This window comes from Neobacillus sp. S1227, from assembly GCF_055385255.1.
In genome coordinates this window covers 4764922-4784543 of sequence record NZ_AP038276.1, presented here as the reverse complement: position 1 = coordinate 4784543, position 19622 = coordinate 4764922, and the positions used below count along the sequence as shown (strand labels likewise).

Genomic DNA, 19622 nt, shown 5'->3' with positions numbered 1-19622 from the left:
TTTTTAAAATTTTTGTGAACAAATTCATTCTTTTATCCTGCTAGGCTACAATAAAGATGAATGTAACTAAAATTGCCTGAAAACGGAGGATTCATAAATGCCTGCAAATATAAATTCGCAAGAAATTATTGAAAAAACCGAGAAGTATGGCGCTCATAATTATCATCCCCTGCCAATTGTGATTCATAAGGCCGAAGGAGTTTGGGTGGAAGATCCGGAAGGCAACAAATATATGGATATGCTTAGCGCCTATTCTGCAGTCAATCAAGGCCACCGTCACCCCAAAATTATTCAAGCGTTAAAGGAACAGGCGGATAGAGTTACGCTGACTTCCCGCGCTTTCCATAACGATCAGCTTGGACCTTGGTATGAAAAAATTTGTAAAATGACAAATAAAGAAATGGCACTTCCAATGAATACGGGTGCTGAAGCAGTGGAAACTGCTGTAAAAGCAGCAAGGCGTTGGGGCTATGATGTCAAAAGGATTCCTGATAACCAAGCTGAAATCATCGGCTGCGTCGGAAACTTCCATGGCAGAACGATGCTGGCAGTTTCTTTGTCTTCTGACGATGAATACAAACGTGGTTTTGGCCCAATGCTTCCGGGGATTAAACTAGTTCCATACGGAGATATTGAGGCTTTACAGTCGGTGATTACGTCTAATACTGCGGCTTTCCTAATTGAGCCAATTCAAGGTGAGGCGGGTATTATTATTCCTCCTGAAGGATATATCAAGGCAGCATATGAACTGTGTAAGAAAAATAATGTTCTGTTCATTGCTGACGAAATTCAAGCTGGTCTGGCACGGACTGGAAAAATGTTTGCCTGTGAATGGGAAGGCATTGAACCGGATATGTATATCCTTGGAAAAGCACTTGGCGGGGGTGTATTCCCAATCTCCTGCGTTGTGGCTAATAACGAGATTTTAGGAGTCTTCAATCCGGGTTCACACGGATCCACTTTTGGCGGGAATCCGATGGCATGCGCAGTATCAATCGCAGCACTCGACGTTCTTCAAGATGAGAAGCTTGCGGAAAGGTCATTGGAGTTGGGAGAATATTTCGTTAAGAAACTAAGGGAAATCCAGAATCCAAACATTAAGGAAATTCGTGGTCGCGGCCTGTTTATTGGTATGGAACTATCTGAACCTGCTAGAAAATATTGCGAGCAATTAAAAGAAGAGGGCCTGTTGTGTAAAGAAACCCATGACAACGTCATTCGCTTTGCTCCGCCACTGGTCATCACAAAAGAAGAACTCGACTGGGCAATTGAACGAATAAAAAAAATATTAGGGTAACGACTTTCATGCATGATAGCGGCGGGGCCTTAGCCCTGCTGCTCATATGTGGATTTCTTGATATAGTAGGGGTGCAGTGATGGGGAATACGGTTGGAGATGGAAAAGAAAAAGAGACATTAAACCTGCTTACATCTACACAAATGGTTCTTCGTGAAGTATTAGATAAACTAGGATTCAAACAAGAAATGTATGATTTGCTGTCTGAGCCAATGAAGTCGCTCATTGTGAGAATACCTGTAAGGATGGATGATGGATCGACAAAAATTTTTACAGGCTTCCGGGCCCAGCATAATGATGCCCTTGGGCCAACTATCGGGGGAATCCGGTTTCATCCCAGCGTTTGTGAAGATGATATAAAGGCATTAGCAATTTGGATGAGTTTAAAATGCGGGATTGCAGGTATTCCTTTCGGAGGAGGAAAAGGAGGAGTCCTTTGTAATCCAAGAACCATGTCAATGGGAGAACTCGAACGGTTAAGCCGCGGTTATGTACGGGCAATCAGCCAAATTGTCGGGCCGACAAAAGATATTCCGGCCCCGGATATTTACACGAATGCGCAAATCATGGCATGGATGCTTGATGAATATAGCAAGCTTAGACAGTATGGTTCATCTGCATTCATTACTGGGAAGCCCCTCGTGCTCGGGGGTTCGGAAGGCCGTGATATAGCAGGGGCATTGGGGGCGGCGATCTGCATTGAAGAAGCAGCTGAAAAACAAGGGATAAGACTTAAGGGAGCCCGGGTCATCATTCAAGGGTTCGGCAATGCCGGCGGTTTTATTGCCAAGTTTCTGTATGAAGCAGGAGCAGATATTATCGGAATTTCGGATGTTTATGGTGCTCTTTTTGAACCGGACGGCTTAAATATAGAGTACCTTCTTAAACGGCGTGACAGCTTTGGCACGATATCAACTCTTTTTGACGGTGTCATCACAAATGAAGAATTACTAGAACAGGATTGTGATATATTGATTCCTGCTGCTGTCTCCAATCAAATAACAGCAGAAAATGCACATGCCATCAAGGCAAGGATTGTGGCTGAAGTGGCAAATGGCCCAACGACCTTTAAGGCAACCAGAATCCTTACCGAGCGCGGCATTTTTCTGGTACCCGATGTTTTAACGGGGGCCGGGGGTGTAATTGTATCGTATTTTGAATGGGTTCAAAATAATCAAGGATACTATTGGGGCCGGGATGAAATCTTGGATAAACTGCGAGAAAAGATTGTCCAATCGTTTAACATGGTCTATGACTTGTCGCAAAGCAGAAAGATTAATATGCGTTTGGCTGCCTATATGACGGGTATCCAAAAAATGGCTGAAGCATCTCTTTTTAGAGGATGGGCTTAAATGAAGTAAGGACCACTCGCCTGCTGGCGGGTTTTTGTTTGTCTCGGGGGGATGCTGTGCGCCAATTTTGCAAAAAAACTTAATATCCATAATAATAAAGAATGGAAGGGAGTGTTCAAAAAAATGGATAATTTTATTTTTCAAAATCCTACCAAATTAATTTTTGGGAAAGATCAGCTTCAACAGTTAAAAGTAGAAGTTCCGCGCTATGGAAAAAAGGTCCTGCTTGTGTATGGGGGCGGAAGCATCAAGCAGACTGGTCTTTATGACAAGGTCGTGACAATTCTAAATGAGATTGGGGCAGAGGTATTTGAACTTCCGGGAGTAGAACCCAACCCTCGTATAACCACGGCTAGAAAAGGGGTAGAAATCTGCAAAACAGAAGGAATAGACTTCATTCTGGCTGTAGGTGGCGGAAGTGTAATTGATTGTAGCAAATTAATAGCTGCCGGAGCAAAGTATGACGGCGATGCCTGGGATATAGTCATTAAAAAAGCATTTGCGAAGGAAGCGCTTCCGTTTGGTACCGTACTGACACTGGCTGCTACCGGTTCGGAAATGAATGCGGGTTCAGTCATTACAAATTGGGAAACTAATGAAAAATACGGCTGGGGAAGTGCAGTAACATTCCCTAAATTCTCTATTCTTGATCCGGTTCATACTTATTCTGTTCCAAAAAATCAAACCATCTATGGGATCGTGGATATGATGTCTCACGTCCTTGAACATTACTTCCATCTTACTGAGAAAACAGAATTTCAGGATCGCATGTGCGAATCTTTGCTGATTACAGTTATGGAAACAGCGCCAAAACTGCTGGAAGACCTGGAAAACTATGATCACCGGGCAACCATCCTTTATTGCGGCACTATGGCTTTAAACGGTATTTTAAATATGGGCTACCGCGGGGATTGGGCAACTCATAATTTAGAGCACGCAGTGTCGGCAGTTTATGACATTCCGCATGGCGGCGGCCTTGCAATTCTTTTCCCGCATTGGATGGAGCACAATCTTAAAGTCAAGCCTGAACGTTTCAAGCAGCTTGCTGAACGGGTTCTTGGCGTTAGTGCTGAAGGTAAAAGCGCTGAGGAAGCAGGCCGTGAGGGTATACGTAAGCTGCGGGAGTACTGGAACAGCATCGGTGCCCCTGCCCGTTTAGCGGATTATGATATCGATGACAGCAAGCTTGACCTAATGGCAGACCGTGCCATGGCCAACGGGGAATTTGGCAGCTTTACCAAATTGAATAGAGAAGATTGCATGGCGATTTATCGCGCGTCATTATAAAACAAGAGGCTCAGGCATATTGCTAACAGGATTACTTGTTAGGTGCAAAATGGTAAATCACAAACCTAATCGCATAATTTTCACAACATAAATCACAGTATATTGGACAGTCCATAAGGCTTTGAGATGAAAATATCTCTAAGCCTTTTTTCAAATTTTCATTATCTGACTAAAGCAACCGTAAGTGTATTAGTTTATTAACTCTAAATAGAGTTTGATAAATAAGCGTATAAATTTCCCTTAATAAGTAAAGAAGATTAAGAATAACTTAAATAGGCGTATAAATTTCCCCTATTGACTCAAAAGACTTCAGTATTGGGGATTTTGATTTGTTTAAGCGGAAAACCTTCCCTTATTTACGCCGTTATGGGCCCTATTTTACATTTAGCGGAAAAAACTCCGCTTATTTTACGATCACTAGTTACTCAATTAAGGATAAGACTTCTTATGTTTCAAGAAAATCAAGTGAACCTCCGTTAGATGCAATGAGGGGAGTTTTGCGCAAAGAAAATGGCAAATACGAAAAATGTCCATTTTTGTAAAAAAATCAACAAAATTGGGTACGCTTACAACAGGGGGCTTCCCTTGCTAATCCACCCCTTATTCGATAAAGTGATTAATGAAATATATAATAATGGAGGATCATGCATGACACATGTTCGTTTTGATTACTCAAAAGCTCTCTCCTTTTTTGGAGAACATGAACTTACATACTTAAGGGATGCGGTTAAAGTGGCCCACCATTCCCTTCATGAAAAAACCGGGGCGGGCAGTGACTTTTTAGGGTGGATTGACCTGCCAACAAACTATGACAAAGAGGAATTTGCCCGGATCCAAAACGCAGCCGAAAAAATCAAATCAGATTCTGACGTTCTGCTTGTTATCGGAATTGGCGGATCTTATTTAGGAGCAAGAGCTGCAGTTGAAATGCTCCAGCATAGCTTCTACAATGCCCTGCCAAAAGATAAACGGAAAACCCCGCAAATTATTTTTACCGGCAATAATATCAGTTCTTCTTATATGCGGGATCTTATGGACCTTCTAGAAAATAAGGATTTCTCAATTAACGTGATCTCCAAATCTGGAACAACCACCGAACCGGCAATTGCTTTTCGTATTTTCCGCAAATTGCTCGAAGAAAAATACGGTGTGGATGAAGCCCGCAAACGAATTTATGCAACAACCGATAAAGCCAAAGGAGCCTTAAAAACACTGTCGAACGAGGAAGGGTATGAAACCTTTGTCATACCTGATGATGTCGGCGGCCGCTATTCGGTGTTAACAGCTGTCGGCTTATTGCCAATCGCTGCAAGCGGAGCGGATATAGTGAAAATGATGGAGGGTGCTGCGAAAGCCGAAGAGGACTATAGCCATTCAGAGCTTGAGGATAACCAAGCGTATCAATACGCAGCCGTCAGGAACATTCTCTATAACAAAGGCAAAACAATCGAAATGCTGATCAATTATGAGCCAGGGCTGCAATATTTCTCTGAATGGTGGAAGCAGCTGTTCGGTGAGAGTGAAGGGAAAGATCAAAAGGGGATCTATCCTTCATCAGCAAATTTTTCCACGGATCTTCATTCCCTTGGTCAATATGTGCAGGAAGGGCGCCGGGACCTATTTGAAACCATCGTCAAGGTAGAAAATCCCCGTCATGAGCTGACCATTGAGAAATTTGACAACGACCTTGACGGCCTTAATTATTTAGCAGGACAAACTGTTGATTTCGTCAATAACAAGGCATTTGAAGGAACAATGCTGGCCCATACTGATGGAGGTGTTCCGAATTTAATTGTGTCAATTCCGGCAATGGATGAGTATACATTCGGCTATCTTGTCTATTTCTTTGAAAAGGCATGTGCCATGAGCGGTTACCTGCTTGGCGTCAACCCATTTGATCAGCCTGGTGTAGAGGCCTATAAAGTGAACATGTTTGCGCTTTTAGGCAAACCTGGATTTGAGGAGAAAAAGGCAGAGTTGGAAAAACGTTTAAAATAATTTGCAGTAAAGAGTGCTGAATAAAATTCGGCACTCTTTTTTAGCTAATAAGGAATAATAAAATTTTTCCAAATTTTATTATTTCTTAACGCATAAATTCAACTACGCCTCATGAACCGTCCTGACGGACTTGCCAATCGGCGAGTTTTCATTTATTGAATTCATTTACAAAGGGAATACTAAGCTTAATGTTTAAAAGGGGTGATATGTTTTGAAGGAATTACCGTCTAAGGTTGAAGGAAAACAGTTTGATTTGTATAAGCTTGAGCAAAAATTAAAACCTATTGGCTATTCTATTGGCGGGAATTGGGACTATGACCATGGTTCCTTTGATTACAAAATAGATGATCAAGATGGCTATCAATTTTTAAGACTGCCGTTTACAGCGGTTGATGGCAACCTCGATAGAAATGGCTGCACAGTTGAACTTGGAAGACCGTTTCTGCTTTCTCATCAATATGAGGGAGGAATTGATGAACAAGGAACCTCTGGTACATTTTCCGGTTCTTTTAATCAGTTCCAAGAGCCGACCGATAAAGATGCCAGTCTTTCGGATAATGCCTTGAATGCGGGGCAATCTCTTGTAGCGGAACTGGAATCCGTATTGCTAACAGATTAGGTTATTGCTAATGAGGAGAAGAGGAGCAGAGTGGCCTCTCTCCTTAGCAGCAATAATTCGAGTTCACAAAAGTTTCACAAAATGCACCTTTCTTTGGCATTTTGGTACTTGTATATATCTAGGAAAACTTGTAAATTATGTTTAATACTAGTGCTATATTATGAAATTGAGGGTTGGAGCATGATGATGAGAGAGAGTTCTTTGTTATCCATTATTGAAAAAACGAGACAAGAAATGATTGAATTGGCACATCTTTATGGGTACTCCAATCCAAATGTAGTCCGCTGCAGTCAGCAACTCGACCAACTTTTAAATACATATGACAGGAAAAGTATAAAACATTAATACAAGAAAAAGCTTTCCATTTGCGGGGGGCTTTTTTTTATGGAATAATTTCCTGCCAAATTGCAAAGTTTAAAAGGGAAAATTGAAAACAACCATTGTTTTTGAGGTGTAAAAAGTGATGATGGAAACAAAAAAAGAGCGAAGATATATCATCTTTGCCTTGCTTGTTTTAGCAGTCTATCTTTCTCCGTTATTTATCCTGCAGGAAAATGCCCATATTCGGGTCCACGATAATTTGGACTCCAACATCGCTTGGTATAAGGTCTTGGCAAGGAGCGGCGAAATATTCGGCGGTGTTGAGGGGGCGATTCCGCAAATTATTAATGGGCTCCTTTCAAGGAATGCCTTTGGAACCGAGTACAGTGTCATTGTTTGGCTTCATTCATTGCTGCCAACGATGACAGCCTATGCATTGAGTCAGACATTAACAAGAGTTACCGCATTTTTAGGGATGTACATATTGTTAAAAAAGCATTTTCTTCCAGATGGACGCTGGCTCCTGCTAAATATTAGCGCAGCCTTGGCTTTTGCGATGACGCCTTTTTGGCCATCGGGAATGTTGAGTACATTAGGGATGCCTCTTGCTCTGTGGGCGTTTTTAAATATCCGCAAAGGTGAAGGCTCGTTAAAGGATTATGCGGTGTTAACCTTTTTGCCTTTTTACGCAAGCATCGTTTTGGGATTTTTCTTTTTTCTAAGTGCGATGGGGGTTTTTTGGCTGGTAGATTGTCTTCGTAAAAAGGACTGGAACCTTCGCTTCTTGGTTGCAATTGTTTATATGACTTTTGTGTTTGCCCTTGTTGAGTATCGTTTAGTCTATTCTTTTTTATTTAAAGGCGAACCGAACAGCCGCGACGAATATTTCCATGCGTACCTGCCCTTTTGGCGTGCTGTCCGGCTCACCTTTAAAAATTATCTACTGGGGCACACCCATGTAATGACCGTTCATACTTTTATCATCCTGCCGGCTACCTTTATCGCTTTTTATTTTATTGTATCGAAAAAGCTTTGGAGGCAGGAAAGAATCTTTGTTTTATTATTTGCCCTAAATTTCCTCTTGTCGCTATGGTATGCGTTCTGGTTTTATGAGGGCTGGCAGCCTTTGACGAAAAAATTCCACTTTATGGATACCTTTAATTTTGCCCGTTATCATTTTTTACGGCCAATAGTAATCTATGCAAGCTTTGCATTAGCCCTTAAAATCATCACCCTGCAGGGAATTAATTGGGCGAAAACAGCCCTGTGTTTGGCGATCATGCAGCTTTTGGTGCTGGGACTATTCAATGATGAAATCATTTATCGTGACAAACCGACAGTGAAGCAGTTTTATGCCGAGGATTTATTCGCAGAAATTAAAGATTATATTGCGCTGCCACAGGAGAACTATCGGGTTGCAAGTATTGGAATCCACCCAGCAATCGCACAGTTTAACGGGTTTTATACACTTGATACCTATAATAATTTTTATCCATTAAGCTACAAACATCAATTTAGGAAAATAATTGAAAAAGAATTGGCCAAAAATAAAACCATTCAAAAGTATTTCGACCAATGGGGCGGGCGCTGCTATCTTTATACGGCGCAGCTTGGAAAGAGATATATGATAAAAAAGGATTCCAAGCGGCATCTCAAAAACTTGGAATTAAACACGGCTGTTTTTAAGGAAATGGGCGGGCGGTATATTTTTTCAGCTATCCCGATCGATAATGCTGCTAAAAATCAGCTGACACTTGAAAAGGTGTTTGTCACCAAAACGTCTGCCTGGAAAATTTACTTGTATAAGACATTTTAACATCGGGGGTATTAGCAGATGATGGAACCAATCCTTACTATTGTTGTACCGTGCTATAACGAGGAGGAGGTTTTGCCGGAAACGATGGTGAAGCTTCAGCAGCAGCTTGAGGAGCTGATTGCCGATTCGCTTGTTTCAAAGCAAAGCAAGCTTTTGTTTGTAGATGACGGAAGTAAGGATCGAACATGGGAACTGATCTATAAAGAGGGGCTGCGAAATAAGTATGTCCGCGGCTTAAAATTGGCTCGCAATGTCGGACACCAAAATGCACTTATGGCAGGTCTTCATGCGGCAAAAGACTTATCTGATTGTGTTATTTCGATTGATGCGGACCTTCAGGATGATATTCGGGCCATCCGCGAGTTTATTTTAAAATTCAATGAAGGCTGTGAGATCGTTTACGGTGTACGAAAAGGCCGTGAAACGGATACATTTTTTAAACGGAGTACTGCCCAAGGCTTTTATAAAATGATGAGAAAATTAGGTGTTGATCTTGTTTATAACCATGCCGATTTCAGACTGATGAGTAAACGGGCCCTGCACGAACTGGAGCGTTTTAAAGAGGTGAATTTATTCCTTAGAGGAATCGTACCTCTTCTCGGGTTTCGGACCGATGTGGTGTATTATGACAGGCTCGAAAGACAGGCAGGAGAGACTAAATATCCGTTAAAAAAAATGCTGGCATTTGCCTTTGATGGGATTACCTCTTTTTCTATTTCGCCAATCCGCTTTGTGTTAGTAATTGGTTTTGTTTCTTTTCTAATGAGTTTATTCTTTGGCAGCTATTTCCTAACCCTAAAATTTTTAGGCAATACCGAAACAGGCTGGACATCGCTGATTACCTCTATCTGGTTAATTGGCGGACTGCAGTTAATAGCGATTGGTTTAATCGGGGAATATATCGGAAAAATTTATAAGGAAACAAAACAGCGCCCTAAATACATTGTTGATATTGATACGTTAAATCTGCCGATTCCCCGGCGCCATTTGCTGACCACCACCACTGATGAAGAACTATATCCTGTAAACCTAAAATAAGAGGAGGGCATGCTCCTCTTTTTTTGTCGTACAACCTCCCTCCCATGAATACATATGGATAGACAGGCTTTAATGGGGGGAGAAGAGCAAATGAATGTGTTTTTAAGTTATATTTTACTAGGTTTATCACTGGCTGCTCCCATTGGTCCAATCAATGCAGCGCAAATTGACAGGGGAATCCGCAATGGTTTTATGCACGCATGGCTGATTGGAGTAGGTGCGGTTGTTGCCGATGGCGTGTATATGCTGGTGGTTTACATAGGCGTAGTAAAGTTCCTCGATACTGAGTTTATGCAGACTTTTCTGTGGCTTTTCGGCTTTTTTGTGCTGATTTATACGGGAGTGGAAACGATCCTTAATGCAGGGAAAATTCATTTGAATCATTATCGTGGAAAGGAGCCGCTAGTAAAATCCTTTCTTACGGGTTTTTTTATGTCAATCTCCAATCCTTTAACAATCTTATTTTGGTTGGGAATTTACGGCTCAGTTCTTGCGAAAACAGCCGCTTCTTATGATGCGGGGAGACTGATATTGTATAGCAGCGCCATTTTTATTGGGCTGTTGATTTGGGACATCATGATGGCGAGTGTGGCCAGCAGCTTTCGAAATTTTTTAACCTCAAGGCTTCTCGTGTTAATATCGATACTTTCAGGTCTTTCTTTAATAGCATTCGGCATGTATTTTGGTTTTCAGGCCATAAGTATATTATTTTAATACTGTAGGAAAAAGGCGGCATTTTGCCGCCCTTTTGATGGATTACGCTGTCGGCCACGGTTTAAGGATGGTCTTCTTTTTGTTCTTCTCGCTTTTTTTCCATTTGACCTTCATGATTAAAGTAATCGCACCAATCACTCCCACAAACGCTATGCTGATGAAGAAACCAGGCCTGCTGGAAGCATGGAATAAGGTGCCGGTTACCGCAATTAAAATCAACAGAATTCCAAGATAATATTTTATTTTATCTTTAGCAGTTATTTTAAGAATTTTTCTTGGAGAAACAAGAATAAACATCCAATTATAAAGCAGCATTAATCCTGCCGCAGTCGTTATATATTCATAAATTCGATTTGGCATCAGTAATGCTGACACGACAGATACAGTAATGCCGATTATCGTAAGAATTAGTGTAGGCAGCGGAATCTTTAGCTTTCCTTCCTTTGCAAAGCTTGCCGGAGCATCCCCTTCTTTTGCAAGGGTAACTAAAACACTGGTTACTCCAAAAAGTGAAGCAACCATAGTGGAAAAGCCGGCAACTATTAATGCACCGTTAAAGATATGCGGCACAAACGACAGGTTATAAGCATCTAATGCAATAACAAACGGGCTTTCCTTGGCATTAAATTGATGCCAATTGACCATAGTGACAGCAATCCCGATTGAAAGAGCGTAGATGAACATCAGGGAAAAGAGCATAACTCTGCCGGCCTTTGGAGCTTCCTTAGGGTCTTTTAATTTAGTTGCCATCAAACCCAGAATTTCAATACCGCCAAAGGCATAATAGGCAAAAATAACAGCAGACCACAGTCCTTTCATTCCACCCGGAAAGAAATCCTTTTTACTGTTAGGATACTGAATCGGGCGGTCGCCATCAATCACGCCAAATAAAGCCAACAGGGCAATAATGATAAACATCAAAAGGGCTGCTACCTTTAAGACGGCAAGAACATTTTCCAGCTTATTTAAAATTCCCACACCAATAAGAATGACGGCCAATCCAAGGACAGCGTAAACTGCTGCAAATACCCATAGGGGAACGTTTGGGAACCAGAAACGTGAAAAAATTGACAGTGCTGTCATTTGGCTTCCCATAATCAAAACTTCTGAACACCAATAAACCCAGCCGCTGCTAAACCCTGCCCATCTGCCGTATGCCTTTTTTGCATAAGACCGGAAACCGCCCTCGAGCGGTTCTTTTGCGGTCATTTTTGATAGAGCATCAAATACAAAATAGGTGCCAAGTGCAGCGATTAGATAGGCAATTAAAATGGACGGTCCTGCCATTTTAATTGCCAAGCTCGAGCCCAGGAAAAAACCTGTACCGATTGTACAGCCAATTCCAAACAAGGAAAGCTGCCACCAGCGTAAAGTAGTTTCCTTTGCGCCAGACGTTGACTTACCCATAGAATATCTCCTTTTATACTAGTCTTTGCCCCAGCTATACGTTACGTCCGGTGGCGCCTGGTGACTTGTCAGTATTGCTTTGGTTATTATAGTCTTCACCATTTAGGCCGGGCATTTGTCTTCGATCCGACCCTAAATACTCTCCCTGGTGTTTTTCTTGTGCCTTTTTAAATTTATCAAAGTTTTCATTTACCAAATTAATCCCTCTTTTCTAATGCTCAAATATATTTCTTAAGATATACTCCTGACTGTTTCTTATTCAATATTCAAACGATGTTCAGTTTGTTTTTTGATGGAATTTAATTTTTATTACATAAACCGCCGTGAAACAAATGAAACTAAAGAGGAACTAGACAAATTGAACACATCAGGCATGATATAGATTTTTTATGACGCTTTTCTAATGAAAGGGGTAGATTTAGATGTTATCGACAGAAAAGCTGGCTGGTTTGCGCTTGCAATTATTAGAGGAAAAAAGTGAGCTGGAGGCACATTTGGAGCAAAATGACCACTTGGGTTTTGAAAGAGGACATGCTCATGAATCAATGGGGGAATTATCCTCCTACGACAATCATCCTGCCGATGAGGCAACGGAGTTATATGAACGGGAAAAAGATAATGCCTTACTGGAACACTATAAATTAGAGCTCTCCAATGTTAACCAGGCTTTAGAGGCGATGGAAAATGGGACATATGGGAAATGTGCGGTATGCGGCAAAGAGATTCCACTTGAGCGTTTGGAAGCCTTGCCGAACACTACGTACTGCATTGAGCATAGCCCAGATCAAGTGACTTCCCATAAACGTCCTGTCGAAGAAGGTGTCCTAATGCCGCCATTCGGCAAGTTTGATATGGATGAAAAGGATGAGAATGTCGCCTTTGATGCAGAGGACTCTTGGCAGACTGTCGCACAATGGGGAACGTCGGACACTCCATCCGATTTAGCCTTTCCGCAGGACGATTACCAAGACGTATACGTTGAGGCAGATGAAAATATTGGCTACGTCGAGGACTATGAAAATTTTGTCGGCAATGATCTTTATGGAAATAACATCACCGTTTATCCGACTCCACAGCATGAAAAATATGAGGAAGCACTTGATGAAGAAGGCATTATGACAAGCTTCGGTGATTTGCCCGCTTATGAACATGACCCATACGTGGAACGAGACGATAGATAGCAAAGGAACTGATTCTTAAAAAAAGAAAACAGCTTTCAAACGAGAGCTGTTTTCTCTGATTTTTACTCTGATTTATTGTTATTCAGGGGAATGTCTGCACCGTCCTCATTTTCAATGACGGCACCGATTTCACCTTCGGCATAGACATCGCTAACCTGTTCATGCGTCGTGGCAAAACCAGAGGAAAGTTGGTCGCTATTTTGATAATAACTGGCATGAAAGAAGCTGCCCGCTACTTCAGTTCCTTTTTTTGGGTCTTTTTTCACCATGTATCTCTCTCCTTTTTGTTATAATTGTCTAGCTGCCGCGTCGGGTCTAGGCGCTTCCGCTTTTCATGTTACATCTGTATTGTTTCTTTTTATTTTAGTCTTACTCCTATAAAATAAATCCATGGAAGGGGCACTATATATGAAGAAGAGAAATGAATTTCCATCGCAGGAACAATTAGATCAGGCATTTCACTTTTTGCATGATGAAATTAATAGAATCTCGGTAATCGAAGAAATCGAAATGATTAAAGATGAAAAAGACGGGCATGAAGAGTAGAGGGAGCAGCTAGGGAGAGTATTAGGGGGTTGTTATGGGATCAAGAGAAGCTTTGGCAAAAAAGATTGCCTGGATAAGTGTCATAAGTAATATTATCCTTACTTTAGGAAAAATGATAATAGGCTTGTATGGCCATAGTGATGCTGTATTTGCCGATGGGATCCATTCTGCTGCCGATGTTTTTGCATCCATTATTGTTCTGCTTGTCATCAAAATTGCCAATAAACCTGCCGATGAGGAGCACCCATATGGACATGGGAAGGCAGAGGTTATTGTTTCAGGAATTGTTGGTATTTTATTGTTCCTTGTGTCCATTTATGTTGTATACGAAGGGATTACAAGTTTCTTCCGGGAAATCGAATCACCAAGCCTTTTGGCGATGTGGGTGGCGGTATTTTCTTACGTTGCAAAAGTGGTTTTATATAGAAGTTCCATGAACGTGGCCAAACAAAATAACTCAAAAGCGATTGAAGCGATTGCGTTTGATCACAAAGCTGATATTGTTGCTTCGCTTGCGGCTGCCATTGGTGTTCTGCTGTCCATTATTGGAGAACGCTTTTCGGTTCACCTCCTGCAGTACGGTGATAAGGTAGCAAGTATTTTTGTCGCCTATCTCATTTTTAAAATTGCAAAAGAAATGTTAACCGAAGCATTCGATATTTTACTGGAGCGGAATATTAACAATGAAACCATTCAAGAATATATTGCTATTATTAATGAATTTTCCGATGTAAGGCGGATAGACCGCATTAGGGCTAGAGAACTCGGGCATTACATTTTGGTTGATTTACGGATTTCCATTGACCATTTTAAGACCATTAAGGAAGGGCATGACCTTGCTAGATCCATAAAAGAAAAGCTAATGGAACGGCATGACAATATCGAAGAAGTACTTATTCATTTAAACCCTTATTTTCCGGATTAAAAATAATTTACCAAAAAAAACTGATTTGTACTTTCGGATATTTGGGTTTATGATAGGATTGGTATAGGGTGCTGCATCTTGCGGTACCCTTAAAAAATAAAATAACACTACAGTAAAGGAGTTGATATTTTTGAGTTATTCCATAGACCCTGACCCTGAAAGGAGCGGGGAAGTCAATGTGTTTTTTGAATTGATGAAATTGGCTGCTGCAAGAATATCAACTCTAAAAAAAGGCGGTTGGCTTCCTCAAAAACGAAAGTGAGGAGGTTTTGGCATGTTGGAAATTTTTAATAGCACTGAGACAAGAATGTTAGAAAAGGTGGATACCATTTCAAAGGGCTGCTGGGTAAATATGTACGCCCCGACAGCAGAAGAAATAGCCAAAGTTTCAAATGACGCACAGGTCGACATTGACATTATCAAAGATGCGTTGGATGATGAAGAGCGCCCAAGGATTGAGCGTGATGATGGCAGAATCTATATTATCGTGGACTTTCCTTATATTGTTCATGACGAAACTGGCCTTGCTGTTTACGAGACAATCCCAATCGGCATTATCTTGACCGATGAAAATATTATTACCGTTTCTTTGAAGGACTCTCCAATAATTGATGAATTCCGTAAAAACAGGGTAAAGGAATTTTACACCTTCAAAAAAACACGTTTTGCCCTGCAGATATTATTTGTCATTTCATCTTATTATCTTCGATATTTAAAGCAAATCAATAAGAAAACCAATGAAATTGAACGGGTTGTGCATCAATCCTTGAAAAATAAAGAGCTTTACGCATTTCTTGCGCTGGAAAAAAGCTTGGTTTACTTCACTACTTCTCTAAAGTCAAACAAGGTCGTTATGGATAAAATTTTACGCTTTAATTATTTGAAAATGTATGAGGAAGATAAGGATTTATTAGAAGACGTAATTATTGAAAAAACACAGGCGATCGAGATGGCGGAAACCTATCATTCTATTTTAACCGGAATGATGAATGCATTTGCTTCGATTATTTCAAATAACCTGAACATCGTTATGAAATTCCTAACTTCCATCACTATTATTCTCGCACTGCCGACGATGGTGGCGAGTTTTTACGGAATGAACGTAGAGCTTCCATTTGAGAAAAACAACTATGCATTTGCTATTCCATTAATCCTCTCGGCTTGTTTAGCCTGTTTAACGGCTTATATATTTTGGAAAAAGAAATATTTTTAAATAAAAAACCGTCCCTTTGGGGCGGTTTTAAAAATTTTCCCAACATGAAATAGCTTGACTGATGCATGAGGACGGTTCTTAAGCTTCAATAATTTTATATCATTTGAACCGACCTCCGCTTATTTTTAAAAATAGTCTGAAAAAACGTATTTCAGAATGAAAATTATTGATGTAAAATAGTGTAAAAAAGAGAGGCAAGCTGGTGACATAATGGAATTTGGAGCACTAATCAAATACTTTCGTACCCAGAGAGGAATAACCCAGGCAGAGCTTGCTAAAGGGATATGCTCGGTTCCCCATTTAAGTAAAATTGAGAACAACTCTAAAGAAGCAAACGAGGAGACCATCGCCCTGCTGCTTGAACGGCTGAATATAAGCATAGAAGAGATGGAGGAAAATGAGGAAAAAATTAAAGCACTTATACGGGACTTTAGCAACAAGATTAATTTTTATTTAAAAGAAGAAATTGAAGAAACCTATCAGAAACTAAAATTGATAGAACATTTAATTCCTTTTTCAAAGTATATCTATATTTGGGAGTTATATAAGTATAGGTATCTACTATTTAAAGGGCAAATAGACGAAGCTGAGTATCAAAAAGATTTATTATATAAACAAAAAAAGAATTTTTCCCAACATGAAGATTATTTATTTCGTTACTATAATGCGGTATTTTTAATACTAAAGGGTCAGTTTAAAAATGCAGATGATATTTTTGACACCTTGAATATCGATAATGAACACGAGGCTGCTAGTGGAGAGTACCTTTACCATAGAGCATTGGCAAAAAGTTCGCTTGAGCAATCTGGCCATGCTATTCATTTTGGTAAGCTGGCACTGCAAATGTTCATGAACCAGCATAACTTTATCCGGATTCTTCATACGCTTATGCTGTTAGGGATCAACTATACCAACTCAAATATATATGAAGAAGCTGAAGAATGTTTTCAGCATATTATTCGGAATGCCGAATTACTAAAGGAAAAACAGTTACTTCCGCAGATTTACCACAATATGGGGCATCTGCAATTTAAAATGAAACATCAAAATGAGGCGCTGTTCTATTATGAAAGAAGTTTGGAACTGCAGCCAAATATTAATCAGCATTATCTTGTTACTTTGTATTCCATCGGAGAAATTAATTACTTTTTAGGGGCAAAGGAAAAATCGATGGAATGCTTTCAAGAAGTAAATTCTCTGGCAAAGGATCTGGGAGTAAAGAAATTTAGACTTTTAAGCGAATATTATCTGTTGCTTATGACTTCTCCGGCAAAGGGCTATAAATACTTGGAATCCAAAGTAATACCCTTTTTAGAAGAGGAAAATGAATCCCATGAGGACCTTACTCATTATTATAAGCTGCTAGCTGATTATTACTCAGAAAAAGGTATGGCCTTGGAAGCAGTCAATTATTTAAATAAAATAACATAAAAAGAGGGGGCAGATTTATGAAGAAGTTTATTATTGGAGTTATTCTTTCCATTTCAATGCTGGGTCTGGTCACATTTGCAGACAGCGGGAAGGTAGAAAAGGCAACTAACGAAGTGGCAATTTCTACTTACATGTCTTCACCACCGCCGATCCAACCACCAGTTGGTTGATGAAAATCCCTGATTATTCAGGGGTTTTTTTTGTGCATAATAAGTAATAAAGGCTCTTTTCTCAGAGATTGTTGCTTTTAACTATATTGAAAACACCGAGTGGATTGGAGCGAAAGGCGCTTGACTCCTGCGGGAAATAGAGGAAAGGTCGAGACCCCGCAGACGGAGCGTCGAGGAGGCTCGACTTCCTCCCCGCGGAAAGCAAGCACCTGTAGCGGAAAGGAACGGACAGTGTTATTCCCAAAAACAACAAACTTTACGAAAAGAGCCATAATAAATTTATGGATGAGGTGCTTCTTATGACCGATAAGAAAAAAGAGCCGCAGTTTCAAAGCGGGAAGGCAGATGATAAATCTGTTAAAGGGCTTTACGGATTAGATCCGGAAATGAGCTTATTATCTGTGAATTTTGCCACAACAGAAAATCCCTTGTTAAATGAACACTATCAGGAAGACTCGAAAGAAAACCAATAAAATGGTTATGCTATTCATATGTGTTTAAATTATTGGCAGTGATATAGGAGGTATTTTAATGAAATCATTCGTGGTAAGTTTTCATCAAGAAGACAATGTTGATACAATGCAGGTGCAAAAATTAAGTCAAGAGGAATTTGAGAAAGCAACAGAAGGCGGAACCAGGCATCTATTTGAATTGGACACAAACATAGGCTTTTTTATCTTTTTTGATGGAGCAGACAAAGACGGAGACCTCTCTTACATGGTGTTGCAATATGAAGAAGACAACGAAGATCCGGTTGCCTGCTACTCCTTCCAGCTTAAAGATTTTTACGAATTTATGGCCCTCTACCTGAATGATTTTGAATTGAATGAGGAACAAGATGAACAGGACGAAGAAGCATACGGCCCGGTCCATCATTTAGCGCATTTACTGTTTCATATTGCGGGTGAAGGCAGGGATTTGGAAGTTTAAACAGTAAAAGGGCGCCGGATTTTAGCGTCCTTTTTACTGTTTTTGGACTTGAACTGGGAAATTTTTAATGGAAATCATGAATTCTTGCCTTTAAAAAGGGAAAATTTCCTTTGTTAATATTTCAATTGGCGAATTTTACAAGTCTATTGGCGATTTATGGATTTCAATTGGCGGATTATAGGATTCTATTGGCGAATCTGACACTTCTATTGGCGAATTGAATTCTTACCACGGGAAAGATTTAGGAAAATAAATTCTATACCTGTTTTCTCCAGTATGATTTAGTTTTTCAGAATGAAGCAGTCTTTTCGCAGTATGAATTGATTCTAAATGTGTAAACTCTCGAAATTTTTTACTAGTAATTTTCATATCATAAAGCAAAAAATAATCCATCAACGCATTCATATGGGCATCTGCTGAATATTTATCGCAGCGAGAGCACCACCATTTTTGTTTTTTGCGGATTAGTGGAAGATAACCGCAATACGGGCACTGAACTCCGGTCAATAGATCCGACCTTTTAATCCCAAACTTATTAAATAGATACTTAGTTGGCGGTGTATTCAGCTTTACCAGAAGTTTGCAAAGTTTTCGGAGTTCCTTCGCGGTGAGGATTGCATCGGGATACAATTTTTCAAAGAATTCAATTCTGTTCAGAAGAACATCAGCCTTACAGGTACGGGGCTTTACTTTGCGGGAATTGGGGCCTGATACGACATAAGTACAATATGAATTACTAAAGACAATAACATATTCAACGGGGAGTGGAGGATAACCATTATCGGCTAGTATTTTTTTAATAAACTTCTTATGCCTTTCTGCTTGAGCCACCGGATAGGGATAACCTTTTTCTTTTTCGTTAACGATTTGCGTAAACTGCTCATTTTCAGTATCAATTATTAATTTCCCGGCCATATGTTTAACTGAAATAACTAAGGCGTATGCAGAAGTAATCAGAAGGGTATCAATTTGAAGGTTAAATTCATCATCAGGAAGATCTAAATCATAAAGTATCATATATTTGTCTTTCGGGAGCATTCGAAAGTAGAAATCGAGTGATTTTTCTCCCTGGTATCCGGCTTCCCTCCTCCTAAGTTCATCCAAAATTTCTTGATATTTCTCGTTACTTAGTGGCAGGCGCCGCAAAATAGCCGACAAAATAAGAATTTTTAACGGAATTGTCCTGTCTTTTATGAGCAAAATAACCTCTCCTTTCTTTTTGAAAAATAAATTCTTAAAAAAGGGGAGAATCCTGCTGAATTTTATCGAAAATTGTTAAATAATTGTGTCTGCAATTAAAAAGTGAAAACCTTTATATTGTAAGTAAATTTCTATTGGCGAATTTTTACGCTCTATTGGCGAATTAACAAGGCCTATT

At 40.1% G+C, this 19622-nt stretch carries 21 protein-coding genes; 18 read left to right on the top strand and 3 right to left on the bottom strand.

Annotated elements, in window-relative coordinates; translation table 11 throughout:
• Positions 1-97 precede the first annotated feature (97 nt).
• The 9 genes from ACZ5AE_RS24050 to ACZ5AE_RS24010 all read left to right on the top strand — a co-directional run bounded on the left by ACZ5AE_RS24050 (position 98) and on the right by ACZ5AE_RS24010 (position 10441).
• A complete protein-coding gene (locus tag ACZ5AE_RS24050; protein ID WP_464567021.1) occupies positions 98-1297 on the top strand; it encodes an ornithine--oxo-acid transaminase in 1200 nt (399 codons plus the stop codon).
• 79 nt (positions 1298-1376) lie between these two features.
• On the top strand, positions 1377-2648 hold the full coding sequence (locus ACZ5AE_RS24045) for a Glu/Leu/Phe/Val family dehydrogenase (RefSeq protein ID WP_464567020.1): 1272 nt from the start codon (positions 1377-1379) through the stop codon (positions 2646-2648).
• A gap of 123 nt (positions 2649-2771) precedes the next feature.
• Positions 2772-3935, top strand: a complete 1164-nt coding sequence (locus ACZ5AE_RS24040; protein ID WP_464567019.1) for an iron-containing alcohol dehydrogenase — start codon at positions 2772-2774, stop codon at positions 3933-3935.
• A 648-nt stretch (positions 3936-4583) separates the two neighbouring features.
• Entirely contained in the window at positions 4584-5933 is a 1350-nt protein-coding gene (locus tag ACZ5AE_RS24035) for a glucose-6-phosphate isomerase (protein ID WP_464567018.1), read from the top strand.
• A 211-nt stretch (positions 5934-6144) separates the two neighbouring features.
• Positions 6145-6552, top strand: coding sequence for a YugN-like family protein (locus ACZ5AE_RS24030; protein ID WP_464567017.1), 408 nt, complete (start codon positions 6145-6147; stop codon positions 6550-6552).
• Positions 6553-6732: 180 nt separating this feature from the next.
• Positions 6733-6897, top strand: coding sequence for a Spo0E family sporulation regulatory protein-aspartic acid phosphatase (locus ACZ5AE_RS24025; protein ID WP_464567016.1), 165 nt, complete (start codon positions 6733-6735; stop codon positions 6895-6897).
• Between the two features lie 118 nt (positions 6898-7015).
• Entirely contained in the window at positions 7016-8689 is a 1674-nt protein-coding gene (locus ACZ5AE_RS24020; RefSeq protein WP_464567015.1) for a DUF6044 family protein, read from the top strand.
• Positions 8690-8707: 18 nt separating this feature from the next.
• Entirely contained in the window at positions 8708-9727 is a 1020-nt protein-coding gene (locus ACZ5AE_RS24015) for a glycosyltransferase family 2 protein (RefSeq protein ID WP_464567014.1), read from the top strand.
• A 90-nt stretch (positions 9728-9817) separates the two neighbouring features.
• Positions 9818-10441 (top strand): LysE family transporter, encoded by a 624-nt coding sequence (locus ACZ5AE_RS24010; RefSeq protein WP_464567013.1) that lies wholly within the window; start codon positions 9818-9820, stop codon positions 10439-10441.
• Positions 10442-10483: 42 nt separating this feature from the next.
• Here the strand turns inward: ACZ5AE_RS24010 and ACZ5AE_RS24005 are convergent, their stop codons facing one another.
• On the bottom strand, positions 10484-11848 hold the full coding sequence (locus tag ACZ5AE_RS24005) for an amino acid permease (protein WP_464567012.1): 1365 nt from the start codon (positions 11846-11848) through the stop codon (positions 10484-10486).
• Between the two features lie 422 nt (positions 11849-12270).
• Between ACZ5AE_RS24005 and ACZ5AE_RS24000 the strand changes: the two genes are divergently transcribed.
• Positions 12271-13029, top strand: a complete 759-nt coding sequence (locus tag ACZ5AE_RS24000; protein WP_464567011.1) for a TraR/DksA C4-type zinc finger protein — start codon at positions 12271-12273, stop codon at positions 13027-13029.
• Between the two features lie 62 nt (positions 13030-13091).
• Here the strand turns inward: ACZ5AE_RS24000 and ACZ5AE_RS23995 are convergent, their stop codons facing one another.
• Positions 13092-13298 (bottom strand): DUF4025 domain-containing protein, encoded by a 207-nt coding sequence (locus tag ACZ5AE_RS23995; RefSeq protein WP_464567010.1) that lies wholly within the window; start codon positions 13296-13298, stop codon positions 13092-13094.
• Between the two features lie 139 nt (positions 13299-13437).
• Here ACZ5AE_RS23995 and ACZ5AE_RS23990 point away from each other — a divergent pair, with 139 nt between their 5' ends.
• The 8 genes from ACZ5AE_RS23990 (at position 13438) to ACZ5AE_RS23955 (ending at position 18244) form a co-directional block, all read left to right on the top strand.
• Complete coding sequence (locus ACZ5AE_RS23990) at positions 13438-13575, top strand: hypothetical protein (protein ID WP_464567009.1); 138 nt, start codon at positions 13438-13440, stop codon at positions 13573-13575.
• A 34-nt stretch (positions 13576-13609) separates the two neighbouring features.
• A complete protein-coding gene (locus tag ACZ5AE_RS23985) occupies positions 13610-14500 on the top strand; it encodes a cation diffusion facilitator family transporter (protein WP_464567008.1) in 891 nt (296 codons plus the stop codon).
• A gap of 130 nt (positions 14501-14630) precedes the next feature.
• Positions 14631-14762 carry a hypothetical protein gene (locus ACZ5AE_RS23980; protein WP_464567007.1) on the top strand — a complete coding sequence of 44 codons (132 nt, stop codon included), beginning with the start codon at positions 14631-14633 and terminating at the stop codon, positions 14760-14762.
• A gap of 12 nt (positions 14763-14774) precedes the next feature.
• A complete protein-coding gene (locus tag ACZ5AE_RS23975) occupies positions 14775-15713 on the top strand; it encodes a magnesium transporter CorA family protein (protein ID WP_464567006.1) in 939 nt (312 codons plus the stop codon).
• Positions 15714-15923: 210 nt separating this feature from the next.
• Positions 15924-17144 carry a helix-turn-helix domain-containing protein gene (locus tag ACZ5AE_RS23970; protein WP_464567005.1) on the top strand — a complete coding sequence of 407 codons (1221 nt, stop codon included), beginning with the start codon at positions 15924-15926 and terminating at the stop codon, positions 17142-17144.
• A gap of 17 nt (positions 17145-17161) precedes the next feature.
• On the top strand, positions 17162-17314 hold the full coding sequence (locus ACZ5AE_RS23965; protein ID WP_464567004.1) for a hypothetical protein: 153 nt from the start codon (positions 17162-17164) through the stop codon (positions 17312-17314).
• Positions 17315-17613: 299 nt separating this feature from the next.
• The gene (locus ACZ5AE_RS23960) at positions 17614-17787 is read left to right on the top strand and encodes a hypothetical protein (RefSeq protein WP_464567003.1); all 174 of its coding nucleotides are present in this window, start codon (positions 17614-17616) and stop codon (positions 17785-17787) included.
• 58 nt (positions 17788-17845) lie between these two features.
• Positions 17846-18244 carry a cytosolic protein gene (locus ACZ5AE_RS23955; RefSeq protein ID WP_464567002.1) on the top strand — a complete coding sequence of 133 codons (399 nt, stop codon included), beginning with the start codon at positions 17846-17848 and terminating at the stop codon, positions 18242-18244.
• Between the two features lie 225 nt (positions 18245-18469).
• Here the strand turns inward: ACZ5AE_RS23955 and ACZ5AE_RS23950 are convergent, their stop codons facing one another.
• The gene (locus ACZ5AE_RS23950; RefSeq protein ID WP_464567001.1) at positions 18470-19444 is read right to left on the bottom strand and encodes a nuclease-related domain-containing protein; all 975 of its coding nucleotides are present in this window, start codon (positions 19442-19444) and stop codon (positions 18470-18472) included.
• Between the last annotated feature and the right edge of the window lie 178 nt (positions 19445-19622).

Coding starts and splice junctions, on each gene's coding strand:
- ACZ5AE_RS24040 (WP_464567019.1), top strand. CDS start 2,772: ATGGATAATTTTATTTTTCAAAATCCTACCAAATTAATTTTTGGGAAA.
- ACZ5AE_RS24020 (WP_464567015.1), top strand. CDS start 7,016: ATGATGGAAACAAAAAAAGAGCGAAGATATATCATCTTTGCCTTGCTT.
- ACZ5AE_RS24010 (WP_464567013.1), top strand. CDS start 9,818: ATGAATGTGTTTTTAAGTTATATTTTACTAGGTTTATCACTGGCTGCT.
- ACZ5AE_RS23995 (WP_464567010.1), bottom strand. CDS start 13,298: ATGGTGAAAAAAGACCCAAAAAAAGGAACTGAAGTAGCGGGCAGCTTC.
- ACZ5AE_RS24045 (WP_464567020.1), top strand. CDS start 1,377: ATGGGGAATACGGTTGGAGATGGAAAAGAAAAAGAGACATTAAACCTG.
- ACZ5AE_RS24050 (WP_464567021.1), top strand. CDS start 98: ATGCCTGCAAATATAAATTCGCAAGAAATTATTGAAAAAACCGAGAAG.
- ACZ5AE_RS24015 (WP_464567014.1), top strand. CDS start 8,708: ATGATGGAACCAATCCTTACTATTGTTGTACCGTGCTATAACGAGGAG.
- ACZ5AE_RS24025 (WP_464567016.1), top strand. CDS start 6,733: ATGATGATGAGAGAGAGTTCTTTGTTATCCATTATTGAAAAAACGAGA.
- ACZ5AE_RS23975 (WP_464567006.1), top strand. CDS start 14,775: ATGTTGGAAATTTTTAATAGCACTGAGACAAGAATGTTAGAAAAGGTG.
- ACZ5AE_RS23960 (WP_464567003.1), top strand. CDS start 17,614: ATGACCGATAAGAAAAAAGAGCCGCAGTTTCAAAGCGGGAAGGCAGAT.
- ACZ5AE_RS23955 (WP_464567002.1), top strand. CDS start 17,846: ATGAAATCATTCGTGGTAAGTTTTCATCAAGAAGACAATGTTGATACA.
- ACZ5AE_RS24035 (WP_464567018.1), top strand. CDS start 4,584: ATGACACATGTTCGTTTTGATTACTCAAAAGCTCTCTCCTTTTTTGGA.
- ACZ5AE_RS23985 (WP_464567008.1), top strand. CDS start 13,610: ATGGGATCAAGAGAAGCTTTGGCAAAAAAGATTGCCTGGATAAGTGTC.
- ACZ5AE_RS23970 (WP_464567005.1), top strand. CDS start 15,924: ATGGAATTTGGAGCACTAATCAAATACTTTCGTACCCAGAGAGGAATA.
- ACZ5AE_RS24000 (WP_464567011.1), top strand. CDS start 12,271: ATGTTATCGACAGAAAAGCTGGCTGGTTTGCGCTTGCAATTATTAGAG.
- ACZ5AE_RS23990 (WP_464567009.1), top strand. CDS start 13,438: ATGAAGAAGAGAAATGAATTTCCATCGCAGGAACAATTAGATCAGGCA.
- ACZ5AE_RS24005 (WP_464567012.1), bottom strand. CDS start 11,848: ATGGGTAAGTCAACGTCTGGCGCAAAGGAAACTACTTTACGCTGGTGG.
- ACZ5AE_RS23965 (WP_464567004.1), top strand. CDS start 17,162: ATGAAGAAGTTTATTATTGGAGTTATTCTTTCCATTTCAATGCTGGGT.